Below are 12,100 nucleotides of genomic sequence, written 5' to 3' on the forward strand. Positions count from 1 at the left end.
AAATTGGGACGAGCTGCCCCGCCGGCTTCACTAGATTCGATCCGGGGCCAGCGCCATTCGCCGCGTAGCGAGCCACGCGACAAGCCGCGCGACCCCGCCGTCCAAACCGCGGAGTCGATCCATGAGTATGCAAATACTGCGTCACCGGCAGTCCAACAATCCCGATTTGCCCCAAGGGGCACCTTCCGGCCCCGACCAGACGGCGCAGACCGTCGCCGCGATCGTGGCGCGGGCCAGGCACGCGCAGCGCAAGTTCGCGCGGGCCGACCAGGCCACCATCGACACAGCCGTGGCCGCGGCCGCGTGGGCCATCATGGAGCCCGCGCGCAACCGGCAGCTTGCGCAATGCGCCGTGGCCGACACCGGGCTCGGCAATGTCGAGGACAAGATCCGCAAGAACTACCGCAAGACGCTCGGGCTGTTGCGCGACCTGCACGGCCGCAAGACGGCGGGAGTGATCTCCCAGGATCCGGAGACCGGCATCACCGAGATCGCGCGTCCCGTAGGCGTGGTGGCGGCGATCACGCCTTCCACCAACCCGGCGGCGACGCCGGCCAACAAGATCCTCAACGCGCTCAAGTGCGGCAACAGCGTGATCGTCGCGCCATCGCCGAAGGGCCAGGGCACGTGCGAGCTGCTGCTGTCGTTCATCCACGCCGAGTTCGCGCGCGCCGGCCTGCCCGCCGACCTCGTGCAGATGCTGCCCACGCCGGTCTCGAAGGCGGCCACGGCGGAACTGATGCGGCAGGCCGACCTGGTGGTCGCCACGGGCTCGCAGGCCAATGTGCGCATGGCCTACACCAGCGGTACGCCGGCGTTCGGCGTCGGCGCCGGCAATGTGGCGTCGATCATCGACAGCAGCGCGGCGCTGGACGACGCCGCCGCGAAGATCGTGCGCTCCAAGACCTTCGACAACGCCACGAGCTGTTCCTCGGAGAACAGCCTGGTCGTGCTCGACGCCGTCTACAAACCCATGCTCAAGGCGCTGGCCGCGGTGGGCGGCGTGCTGCTCACGTCGACGGAGAAGGCGCGGCTGCAGGCGCTGATGTGGCAAGACGGCAAGCTGGCCGGACAGGCCACCGGCCAGAGCGCACGGCGCATTGCCGAGCTTGCCGGGCTCGAACGCGTGCGCGACCAGCAACCGACCATGCTGCTGGTCGAGGAAACCGGCGTGGGCGGCGACTTCCCGTTTTCCGGCGAAAAGCTCTCGCCGGTGCTGACGCTGTACCGCGCCGCCGATCTTCCGGCTGCGGTCGAATGCGTGTCGCGCCTCTATGACTACATGGGCGCCGGCCACTCCGTCAGCCTGCATACGGCCAACCCTCGCCAGGCGCTCCAGCTCGGCATGGAACTGCCCGTGGCGCGCGTGATCGTCAACCAGGCGCACTGCTTCGCCACGGGCGGGAATTTCGACAACGGCCTGCCGTTCTCGCTGTCGATGGGTTGCGGCACGTGGGGCGGCAACAACTTCTCCGACAACCTCGGCTGGCGCCAGTACCTGAACATCACGCGCATTGCGGTGCCCATCGCCGAGTGCGTGCCCGATGAAGCCGAACTGCTCGGCGACTACTTTGCGAGGGTCGGCAAATGAATGCGCGCGTGGAACCCCAAGCCTTCGAGAGCCTGGCCACGCTGATGGCCGCGCGTGCCGCGCAATGGCCCGACCGGCCCTACCTGCTGGCGCCCGACAGCGGCCATGCACTCACGTTCGGCGCGCTCGCCACCGACGCTGACATACTTGGCGAACGCTATGCGGCTGCGGGCCTGGAAAGCGGACAGACGGTGTCGGTCTACCTGCCCAACGGCGAACAGACCGCGCGCCTGCTGCTCGGCACCATGGCGTGCGGGCTCGTCGTCAATCCGATCAACCTGCTGTGCCAGCCGGCGCAGCTGCGCTACATCCTGTCGCATTCGGACACGCGGCTCGTCTTCACGTGGCCCGGCGGCGAAGCCGCGATCCGCGAGGCATTGCGCGAAGGCGGCCTCGATGTGCCGGTGGTGGTCACCGGCCCCGATGCCACGGACCTCCCGGCGCTGCCCGCCGTGAGAAAGCATGCATGCGCACTGCCGCCCCCGGAGCCGCATGCACCCGCGCTGCTGATGTACACCTCGGGCACGACAGGCACGCCCAAGGGCGTACTGCTCACGCACCACAACCTGGCCACCAACGGCGCCAACGTTAGCCGCGAGCATGCGCTTGGCCCGGGCGACCGGGTGCTGGCCACGCTGCCGCTCTATCACATCAACGGTCTCGTCGTGACCGCGATCGCGCCACTGGTCCACGGCGGATCGGTCGTGATGCCGACGCGTTTCTCGGCAAGCTCGTTCTGGAGCGACATCACGCGCCACGGCTGCACCTGGCTCAACGTGGTGCCGACCATCATCGCCTACCTGCTCAATGATCCGGACGGCAAGGCGCCGCAAGGCGTCCGCTTCTGCCGCTCGGCGTCGGCCGCGCTGCCGCCCGAGCACCACCGTGCATTCGAGGATCGCTTCGGCATCGGCGTGATCGAGACCATGGGCATGACCGAGACCGCCGCGCCCGCCTTCAGCAATCCACTGGATCCGGAACAACGGCGCATTGGCAGCATCGGCCGGCCCTCCGGAACGCGTGCGCGCGTGCTCGCGCGTGACGGCACGGCACTGCCCGACGGGCAGATCGGCGAGATCGTGCTGCAGGGCGAGAACGTGATGGCGGGCTACTACAAGGCGCCCGAGATCACGCGCGACGCCTTTACGCACGACGGCTGGCTGCGCACGGGCGATCTCGGCTACCGCGATGTCGACGGCTACTTCTACATCACCGGGCGCGCCAAGGAACTGATCATCAAGGGCGGCGAAAACATCGCCCCGCGCGAGATCGACGAGGCGCTGCTGCGGCACCCCGCGGTGCTTGAAGCGGCAGCGGTCGGCGTGCCCGACCCGGCCTATGGGCAGGAGATCGTCGCCTTCGTCGTCATGCGAGATGCCGCTCCCTGCGATGACGCGTCACTGCGCGCGCACTGCCTGCGCGAACTGGGCCGCTACAAGACGCCGAAGGAGTTCCGCTTCATTGCCGAGCTGCCGCGCGGCCCGTCAGGAAAAGTGCAGCGGCTCAAGCTGCTCGACCCCGCCTGAACGCCTGGATTCCCGATTCCCCGGGACAGCCGCGTTGCGGCGTACCGGTCCGCAACCATCGCCAAGGAGACCATCGACCGCCCTCGCACCGGAACAGGAGACAAGACTTATCCGGTAACCCGACAGACAGCAGATTGCTCAAGGACGGGGCAGCACGGCTGACGCCGTGCCCTGGCCGGCCGCATGCGCATGGCGATGGACCATGCGCCGGGCGGCCGCCCCGTCAACGCCACGCGCGCCAGCCGCGCACAGGAGGTGGTATGAAGCAACGCATCAAGACCCGGCATATGATCCTCGGCGTCATGTGCCTGATGTATTTCATCGCCTATATCGACCGCGTCAACATCTCGGTCGCCGCCCCGCTGATCCGCGAAGAGATGGGATTGACGTCTTCGCAGCTCGGCCTGGTGTTCTCCGCCTTTGCTTATCCGTATGCCGCCATGCAGATCCTCGGCGGCTGGCTCTCCGACAAGTTCGGGCCCAAGAAAGTGCTGATCGTGCTGTCCCTGATCTGGGGCGTGGCCACCGTGCTGACCGGCTTCGCCGGCAGCGTGATGATGCTGGTGGTGCTGCGCTTCGTGCTGGGCATCGGCGAAGGCGGCGCATTCCCGACTGCGACGCGCGCGTTCACGTACTGGATGCCGGTAGCCGAGCGTGGCTTCGCGCAGGGCATCACGCACAGCTTTGCACGGCTCGGCGGCGCGATCACGCCGCCGATCGTGCTGGCCATCGTGGCCACCGCCGGCTGGCGCGAGGCGTTTATCGTACTCGGCGCGGTCAGCCTCGGCTGGACCCTGCTCTACGCCGGCGTGTTCAAGGACTCACCTGACGAGCACAGGCGCGTGACGCCGCAGGAGCTGCAGGAGATCGGCTACCGGCGCGGCGAATGCCAGCGTTCGGCCAAGGCGGCCACGCCGTGGCGGCGCCTGTTCCGGCGCATGTGGCTGGTGACGTTCGTGGACTTCTGCTACGGCTGGTCGCTGTGGGTCTACCTGACCTGGCTGCCGTCATACCTGAAAGAAGCGCGCGGCTTCGACCTGAAGCAGCTCGCACTGTTCACGGCGCTGCCGCTGATGGCGGGCGTGGTCGGCGACACGCTCGGCGGCGTGCTGTCGGACCGCATCTACAAGCGCACCGGCAACCTGCGCCTGGCGCGCGGCGCGATCCTGTTCGCGGGCCTGGCCGGCTCGCTGATGTTCATCGTGCCGATGACCTACGCGGCCGACGCCGTGAACGCGGTGATCCTGCTGTCGCTGTCGTTCTTCTTCCTGGAGCTGACCAACGCCGTGCTGTGGAGCCTGCCGCTCGACATTGCCGGCAAGTACGCCGGCACCGCGGGCGGCATGATGAACACGGGCTTCGGGCTGGCCGGCATGATCTCGCCGGTGGTGTTCGGCTACCTGATCGAGGCCACGGGCAGCTACAACCTGCCCTTCATGATCTCGGCGGCGTTGCTAGGCGTGGGCGCGGTGGCTTCGCTGTTCATCAACCCGCTGAAAACCGTGGACACGCCCGAGGAAAAGACCGCCGAAGTCCGGCCGGCCTTCCCCTGATGCGTCACGCGAAGTCGGACCCGCTCAGTTGATCGGATCGAGCTTCGCCACTGCCAGCGCCAGCCACTTGGCGCCGTGGCGCTTGAACTCGATCTGGGCGCGGGCATCCGCGCCCTCTCCTTCCAGCGCCTTGATCACGCCTTCACCGAACTTGTTGTGGAACACCTGCTGGCCGACGCGGAAACCCGTGCCGGCCTCGCGCTTGGCATCGGCATAGCCGTTGCCGGTGTCCATGCCGCCGGTAGGCTTGTTGCCGGAATACGGGACATCCTCCGGCTTGCGGAACCAGTCGCGGCCCCACGCGCTGTCGCGCTCCTGCCGGCGGACGCCGCCGTAGCTCTGCTGCTGCGGCGTGAGCCATTTCAGCGCTTCCTCGGGCAGTTCCTCGAAGAAGCGCGAGCGCACGTGGTAGCGCATCTGGCCATGCAGCACGCGGCTTTGCGCAAAGGACAGGTAGAGCCGCTCGCGCGCACGCGTGATCGCCACGTACATCAGGCGGCGCTCTTCCTCGAGCCCGTCCAGTTCCATGGCGCTGTTCTCGTGCGGGAACAGCCCCTCTTCCAGCCCGGTGATGAACACCACGTTGAACTCCAGGCCCTTGGCAGCGTGCACGGTCATCATCTGCACCGCGTCCTGGCCGGCCTGGGCCTGATTGTCGCCGGCCTCCAGCGAGGCGTGCGTGAGGAACGCCACCAGCGGCGTCATCACCACCGGCAGCGCTTCCGGGTCCAGCACCTGCTGGGCCTGGTCGCCGTCGGCAAGCTGCGACACGGCCTGCGCGGCGCGCGACTCGAAGCCGACCGGGATCACCGCGGCCAGTGCTTCCAGCCCATAGCCCTCTTCCACGACAAAGGCCTGCGCCGCGGTCACCAGTTCCTGCAAGTTCTCGATGCGGTCCTGGCCTTCCTTTTCGCCGCGGTAATGCGTGATCAGGCCGCTGGCGTTGGTCACATGCTCGACCACCTCGGCCAGCGTCATGCGGCGCGTTTCGGCGCGCATCTGCTCGATCAGCCGGACGAACGCCGCCAGCTTGCTGCCCGCCGCGCCCGGCACATAGGCCACGGCTTCGGCCAGCGAGCAGTTGTACTGGCGCGCGGCATCCTGCAATTGCTCCAGCGAGCGCGCGCCGATGCCGCGCGCCGGGAAGTTCACCACGCGGCCGAAGGCGGCATCGTTGCGCGGGTTCTCCAGCAGTTGCAGGTAGGCCAGCGCGTGCTTGATTTCGGCGCGCTCGAAGAAGCGCAGGCCGCCGTACACGCGGTAGGCGATGCCGGCCGAGAACAGCGCGTGTTCGATCACGCGCGACTGCGCATTGCTGCGGTACAGGATCGCAATCTCCGAGCGGCTCATGCCCTGTGCGATCTGGTCGCGGATCTCCTCGATCATCCACGACGCCTCCTGCCCGTCCGAGCCGGCCTGGAACACGCGCACCGGCTCGCCGTGGCCGGCATCGGTGCGCAGGTTCTTGCCCAGGCGGCGCGCGTTGTGCGAGATCAGGTGGTTGGCCGAATCGAGGATATGGCCGTGCGAGCGGTAGTTCTGCTCGAGCTTGATCAGCTTGCGCACGCGGAACTCATGCTCGAAGTCGCGCATATTGCCGACGTTCGCGCCGCGGAACGCGTAGATGCTCTGGTCGTCGTCGCCCACGGCGAACACCGCGGCCGGGTTCTGCGTGCCATAGCCGGCCAGCAGCTTGAGCCACTGGTACTGCAGCACGTTGGTGTCCTGGAACTCGTCCACCAGCACATGGCGGAAGCGGTGCTGGTAATGCTGGCGGATGGCGTCGTTGTAGCGCAGCAGCTCGTAGCAGCGCAGCAGCAGCTCGGCAAAGTCCACCACGCCCTCGCGCTGGCACTGCTCGTCGTAGGCGGCGTACAGGTCGACGAAGCGGCGGTTGAAGTCGTCGTTGGCCTCCACGTCGGCCGGACGCAGGCCCTGCTCCTTGGCGTTGTTGATGAAGTACTGGAGATTCTTGGCCGGGTACTTCTCGTCGTCGACATTGAGCGCCTTCAGCAGCCGCTTGATCGCCGAAAGCTGGTCCTGGGTATCGAGGATGGCAAAGGTCTGCGGCAAGCCGGCATCGCGGAAATGCGCGCGCAGCATGCGGTTGCACAGGCCATGGAAGGTGCCGATCCACATGCCGCGCGTGTTGATCGGCAGCATCGACGACAGGCGCGTCTGCATTTCCTTGGCGGCCTTGTTGGTGAAGGTCACCGCCAGGATGCCCGCCGGGGATACCCGTCCGTTCTGGATCAGCCAGGCAATGCGGGTGGTCAGCACGCGCGTCTTGCCGCTGCCCGCGCCGGCCAGGATCAGGGCCGGCTCGTCAGGCAGGGTGACGGCGGCGAGTTGTTCGGCGTTTAGGTTGGCGAGCAGGTCGGACATTAAGGATCTTGGCTTATTGTGCTTGGCAGGCGCCGCTGTTTCGCCGGCGTAGCCGGCGAGTCACTTTTTGTCCGAGCGACAAAGAGTAACCAAAAAGCGCGTTTACTTGCCCTAGCGGGCGAATATTGATCGTAGTGTGCTGAGGATGTTGTACGGGTATGGGCTTCAGAGTCTGCCTGGCTGCCTGCCCCGTGGTGCAAGTCCGTGGGCAGGATTAGAGCGCTGATTGAACGAGCCCCGAAACTGTCCGTGGACCCTACTGCGAGTGATATCGCGTCATCGCCTTCGGCTGCTACGCGGCTCATTAGTCGGCATGTGGGACGACATCAACGGCGCTGGTGCCGGTGCTTCTCCCCTTCGCCTTTTCGGTTTTCTCACCGAGCCGCGCGCAGCGCAGCCGTAGGCGTCCCACCGATGGCGTGGTTAGGAGGGGCCACCAAGTAATCCGGGTTCGCTCATCTGGAGCGTCTATCCTGGTCATCTACGCGGCAGGCAGTCTGGCTATGCCCTGTACCGTCTTCACCACCCGGGCCGTTCGTCGACCACGAAAACGCGTTTTTGGTTACTTTTGTCGCGAGACAAAAGTGACTCGCCGGCTACGCCGGCGAAACAGCAGCGCCTGCCAAGAGCGACAACACCCGTCAAACCCAAACCCAAAAAACCAAACCTAAACAAACCTCAAATTATACCGACCCCCCACCCCCCGAGGCGAACGATTTCCTCCCCCTCCCCCACGTTCCGTATAATTTGAGGTTTTACTGGCACAGTGCAATAAATGCCACGCCAGGCGCAGGCCAGCGCACCCCGCCTGCAACAGCCCCGACGCCCAAACATCGACATCCCAGCATGACCGCCCAAGACCAATCCCTTGCCAAGAGCTTCGAACCCGCCGCCATCGAGGCGAAATGGGGCCCCGAGTGGGAGAAGCGCGGCATTGCCCAGCCGACGTTCGACCCGGCCAGGCCTGATTTCGCCATCCAGTTGCCGCCGCCCAATGTGACCGGCACGCTGCATATGGGCCATGCCTTCAACCAGACCATCATGGACGGCCTGACCCGCCATGCGCGCATGCTGGGCGCGAACACGCTGTGGGTGCCGGGCACGGACCACGCGGGCATTGCCACGCAGATCGTGGTGGAGCGCCAGCTCGAAGCGCAAGGCGTGTCGCGCCACGACCTGGGCCGCGAGAAGTTCACCGAGAAAGTCTGGGCCTGGAAGGAAGAGTCGGGTTCGACCATCACCCGCCAGGTGCGCCGCATGGGCGCGTCGATCGACTGGACCCGCGAGTACTTCACGATGTCGCCGGACATGTCGAAGGCGGTCACCGAGGTGTTCGTGCGCCTGCATGAGCAGGGCCTGATCTACCGCGGCAAGCGCCTGGTCAACTGGGACCCGGTGCTGGGCACCGCCGTGTCGGACCTGGAGGTCGAGAACGTCGAGGAAGAAGGCTCGCTGTGGCACATCCGCTACCCACTGGTGGAAGCCGATACCAAGACCGGCCTCACGCACCTGACCGTGGCCACCACGCGTCCGGAAACCATGCTCGGCGACGTGGCCGTGATGGTCCACCCGGAAGACGAGCGCTATGCGCACCTGATCGGCAAGTCGGTGCACCTGCCGCTGACCGGCCGTCAGATCCCCGTGATCGCCGACGAATACGTCGACCGCGAGTTCGGCACGGGTGTGGTCAAGGTGACGCCGGGCCATGACTTCAATGACTACGCCGTCGGCCAGCGCCACAACCTGCCGCAGCTGTCGATCCTCACGCTCGACGCGAAGATCGTCGCCGACGCCCCGGCCGCCTATGCCGGCCTGGACCGTTTCGAGGCCCGCAAGCAGATCGTGATGGACCTGGATGCCCAGGGACTGCTGGCCGAGGTCAAGAAGCACAAGCTGATGACGCCGCGCAGCGAGCGCACCGGCAGCGCGATCGAGCCGATGCTGACCGACCAGTGGTTCGTCGCCATGAGCAAGCCGGCACCGGAAGGCACGTTCTACCCGGGCCGCTCGATCGCCGAGGTCGCGCTCGACGCCGTGCAGAGCGGCGAGATCAAGCTGGTGCCGGAGAACTGGAACAGCACCTACAACCAGTGGCTGGCCAATATCCAGGACTGGTGCATCTCGCGCCAGCTCTGGTGGGGCCACCAGATCCCGGCCTGGTACGACGACGCCGGCAACTGCTTCGTCGCCCGCACCGAAGAGGAAGCGCTGGCCAAGGCGAAGGCCGCCGGCAGCACCGGCGCGCTGCGCCGCGAGGAAGACGTGCTCGACACGTGGTTCTCGTCGGCACTGGTGCCGTTCTCCTCGCTGGGCTGGCCCGCAGAGACGCCTGAACTCAAGCACTTCCTGCCGTCGTCGGTCCTGGTGACCGGCTACGACATCATCTTCTTCTGGGTGGCGCGCATGGTCATGATGACCAAGCACTTCACCGGCCAGGTGCCCTTCCATACCGTGTACGTGCACGGCCTGGTGCGCGACTCGGAAGGCAAGAAGATGAGCAAGTCCGAGGGCAACACGCTGGACCCGGTGGACCTGATCGACGGCATCGACCTCGACACGCTGCTGCAGAAGCGCACCACCGGCCTGCGCCGTCCGAAGGATGCGCCCAAGATCGAGAAGAAGACGAAGAAGGAATTCCCCGAGGGCATTCCCGCTTTCGGCGCCGATGCGCTGCGCTTCACGTTCGCTTCGCTGGCGACGCTGGGCCGCAACGTCAACTTCGACACCGGCCGCTGCGAGGGCTACCGCAACTTCTGCAACAAGCTGTGGAACGCCACGCGCTTCGTGCTGATGAACGCCGAGGGCCATGACTGCGGCATGGGCCCGTGCAACAACGACTGCGGCCCGGACGGCTACCTGCACTTCTCGCAGGCCGACCGCTGGATCGTGTCGCTGCTGCAGCGCGTGGAAGCCGATGTCGAGAAGGGCTTTGCCGAGTACCGCTTCGACAATATCGCCAGCTCGATCTACAAGTTCGTCTGGGACGAGTACTGCGACTGGTACCTGGAACTGGCCAAGGTGCAGATCCAGACCGGCACCGAAGCCCAGCAGCGCGCCACGCGCCGCACGCTGCTGCGCGTGCTGGAAACGGTGCTGCGCCTGGCGCACCCGATCATCCCGTTCATCACGGAAGAACTGTGGCAGAAGGTTGCGCCGCTGGCCGGCCGCGCCAAGGGCGATGGCAGCGAAAGCATCGCGCAGCAGGCCTACCCGCTGCCGGCCATGGCCAAGATCGACGAGGCCGCCGAGCAATGGGTGGCGCAGCTCAAGGCCATGGTGGACGCGTGCCGCAACCTGCGCGGCGAAATGAATATTTCGCCGGCCCAGCGCATTCCGCTCTATGCGCATGGCGACAACGCCTTCCTGCGCGAGGCCAGCGCGCATATCCAGGCGCTGGCGAAACTGTCCGAGGTGCGCGTCTTCGAAGACGATGCGACCTTGCAGACCGAGGGCGCCGGGGCACCGGTGGCCATCGTCGGCGGCAACCACCTGCTGCTGAAGATCGAGATCGACGTGGCGGCCGAGCGCGTGCGCCTGTCGAAGGAAATCGAGCGCATCGGCGGCGAGATCGGCAAGTGTCGTGGCAAGCTGTCGAACGAGAGCTTTGTCGCCAAGGCGCCGCCCGCCGTGGTGGCGCAGGAAACCCAGCGCCTGTCCGATTTCGAGCAGACGCTGGCCAAGCTGCAGGACCAGCTGCAGCGCCTGCCGGCCTAAGTATCGCGGGTACGTCGGGTTCCGTCCGCCTCGCGTCGGACAGAACCCGACAGACGGCCCCCGGAGTATCCGGCACGGTTATGAGTCAAATTCGAAGGAATAGCTGACATGGAAAATCGCGTTACCAAGGCCGTCTTCCCGGTCGCGGGCCTGGGCACCCGCTTTCTGCCGGCCACCAAGGCCAGCCCCAAGGAAATGCTGCCTGTGGTCGACAAACCGCTGATCCAGTACGCGGTGGAAGAAGCCATGGCGGCCGGCATTACCGAGATGATCTTCGTCACCGGCCGTTCCAAGCGCGCCATCGAGGATCATTTCGACAAGGCCTTCGAACTCGAAGTCGAGCTGGAGGCCAAGAACAAGCAGGCCCTGCTCGACGTGGTGCGTTCGATCAAGCCGGCCAATGTCGAGTGCTACTACGTGCGGCAGCCCGAAGCGCTGGGCCTCGGCCACGCCGTGCTGTGCGCCGCCAAGCTGGTGGGTGAAAGCCCGTTCGCGGTGATGCTGGCCGACGACCTGATCGACGGCACCCCGCCGGTGATGAAGCAGATGGTGGATCTCTACAACCACTACAACTGCTCGGTGCTGGGCGTCGAAGAGATCGCGCCGGAACAGAGCCGCTCCTATGGCGTGGTCGATGGCCGCGAATGGGACGAAGGCGTCATCAAGATGTCCGGCATCGTGGAAAAGCCGGCACCGGAAGATGCGCCGTCCAACCTGGGCGTGGTCGGCCGCTACATCCTGACCCCGCGCATCTTCGACCACCTGCGCGAGCTGAAGCCGGGCGCCGGCGGCGAGTTCCAGCTCACCGACGCGATCCAGTCGCTGCTGGGGCAGGAACAGGTGCTGGCCTACCGCTACCAGGGCACGCGTTACGACTGCGGCAGCAAGCTCGGCTACCTGAAGGCGACGGTCGAGTACGCGCTGAAGCACCCCGAAGTCAGTGCCGGCTTCCGCGACTACCTGGAACACCGCGGCACCTACCTGGCCGACGGCACGGCAGCCTGACCTGCAACTCGACCCGTACCAATAAGAAGAGCCGCCCGAGGGCGGCTCTTCTGTTGTCTGGACGCCTGACCGCGGCGTTCAACGGCGGCGCATGTAGAACACGAACACCTTGTCGACTTCCTGGTGCGACAGCAGCTCGTTGCCAGTCTGCTTGGCAAAGGCCTGGAAATCGCGCGTGGCGCCCGGGTCGGTGGCCAGCACCTTGAGCACTTCGCCGCTGGCCATGTCGGCCAGAGCCTTCTTGGTACGCAGGATCGGCAGCGGGCAGTTCAGGCCGCGCGCATCGACTTCTTTCTGGAACTCCATTCCTCTCTTCCTTGCTCTTA

General features: G+C 66.1%; 7 protein-coding genes. 5 read left to right on the forward strand and 2 right to left on the reverse strand.

Features of this window, described 5'->3' with window-relative positions:
• The first annotated feature begins 121 nt into the window (after window positions 1–121).
• The 3 genes from CupriaWKF_RS12035 to CupriaWKF_RS12045 all read left to right on the forward strand — a co-directional run bounded on the left by CupriaWKF_RS12035 (window position 122) and on the right by CupriaWKF_RS12045 (window position 4,670).
• Entirely contained in the window at window positions 122–1,591 is a 1,470-nt protein-coding gene (locus tag CupriaWKF_RS12035; protein WP_276098098.1) for an aldehyde dehydrogenase family protein, read from the forward strand.
• On the forward strand, window positions 1,588–3,117 hold the full coding sequence (locus CupriaWKF_RS12040) for an acyl--CoA ligase (RefSeq protein WP_276098099.1): 1,530 nt from the start codon (window positions 1,588–1,590) through the stop codon (window positions 3,115–3,117). Before CupriaWKF_RS12035 ends, CupriaWKF_RS12040 begins: the two co-directional genes overlap by 4 nt.
• Window positions 3,118–3,377: 260 nt before the next feature.
• Complete coding sequence (locus tag CupriaWKF_RS12045) at window positions 3,378–4,670, forward strand: MFS transporter (protein ID WP_276098100.1); 1,293 nt, start codon at window positions 3,378–3,380, stop codon at window positions 4,668–4,670.
• Between the two features lie 24 nt (window positions 4,671–4,694).
• Here the strand turns inward: CupriaWKF_RS12045 and CupriaWKF_RS12050 are convergent, their stop codons facing one another.
• A complete protein-coding gene (locus CupriaWKF_RS12050; RefSeq protein WP_276098101.1) occupies window positions 4,695–7,055 on the reverse strand; it encodes a UvrD-helicase domain-containing protein in 2,361 nt (786 codons plus the stop codon).
• Between the two features lie 846 nt (window positions 7,056–7,901).
• Between CupriaWKF_RS12050 and CupriaWKF_RS12055 the strand changes: the two genes are divergently transcribed.
• Both CupriaWKF_RS12055 and galU read left to right on the forward strand, forming a co-directional pair.
• Window positions 7,902–10,769: a valine--tRNA ligase gene (locus tag CupriaWKF_RS12055; protein ID WP_276098102.1), complete on the forward strand. Its 2,868-nt coding sequence runs from the start codon at window positions 7,902–7,904 to the stop codon at window positions 10,767–10,769.
• A gap of 108 nt (window positions 10,770–10,877) precedes the next feature.
• A complete protein-coding gene (galU, locus tag CupriaWKF_RS12060; protein ID WP_276098103.1) occupies window positions 10,878–11,774 on the forward strand; it encodes a UTP--glucose-1-phosphate uridylyltransferase GalU in 897 nt (298 codons plus the stop codon).
• A gap of 78 nt (window positions 11,775–11,852) precedes the next feature.
• On the opposite strand, the gene CupriaWKF_RS12065 is transcribed toward galU, so the two are convergent.
• A complete protein-coding gene (locus CupriaWKF_RS12065) occupies window positions 11,853–12,080 on the reverse strand; it encodes a sulfurtransferase TusA family protein (RefSeq protein ID WP_071014635.1) in 228 nt (75 codons plus the stop codon).
• Window positions 12,081–12,100 lie beyond the last annotated feature (20 nt).

This window comes from Cupriavidus sp. WKF15, from assembly GCF_029278605.1.
Lineage (GTDB): Bacteria > Pseudomonadota > Gammaproteobacteria > Burkholderiales > Burkholderiaceae > Cupriavidus.

Bases quoted from the DNA above. Each gene is read 5' to 3' on its own strand.
- CupriaWKF_RS12035 (WP_276098098.1), top strand. From the start codon at position 122: ATGAGTATGCAAATACTGCGTCACCGGCAGTCCAACAATCCCGATTTG.
- CupriaWKF_RS12040 (WP_276098099.1), top strand. From the start codon at position 1,588: ATGAATGCGCGCGTGGAACCCCAAGCCTTCGAGAGCCTGGCCACGCTG.
- CupriaWKF_RS12045 (WP_276098100.1), top strand. From the start codon at position 3,378: ATGAAGCAACGCATCAAGACCCGGCATATGATCCTCGGCGTCATGTGC.
- CupriaWKF_RS12050 (WP_276098101.1), bottom strand. From the start codon at position 7,055: ATGTCCGACCTGCTCGCCAACCTAAACGCCGAACAACTCGCCGCCGTC.
- CupriaWKF_RS12055 (WP_276098102.1), top strand. From the start codon at position 7,902: ATGACCGCCCAAGACCAATCCCTTGCCAAGAGCTTCGAACCCGCCGCC.
- galU (WP_276098103.1), top strand. From the start codon at position 10,878: ATGGAAAATCGCGTTACCAAGGCCGTCTTCCCGGTCGCGGGCCTGGGC.
- CupriaWKF_RS12065 (WP_071014635.1), bottom strand. From the start codon at position 12,080: ATGGAGTTCCAGAAAGAAGTCGATGCGCGCGGCCTGAACTGCCCGCTG.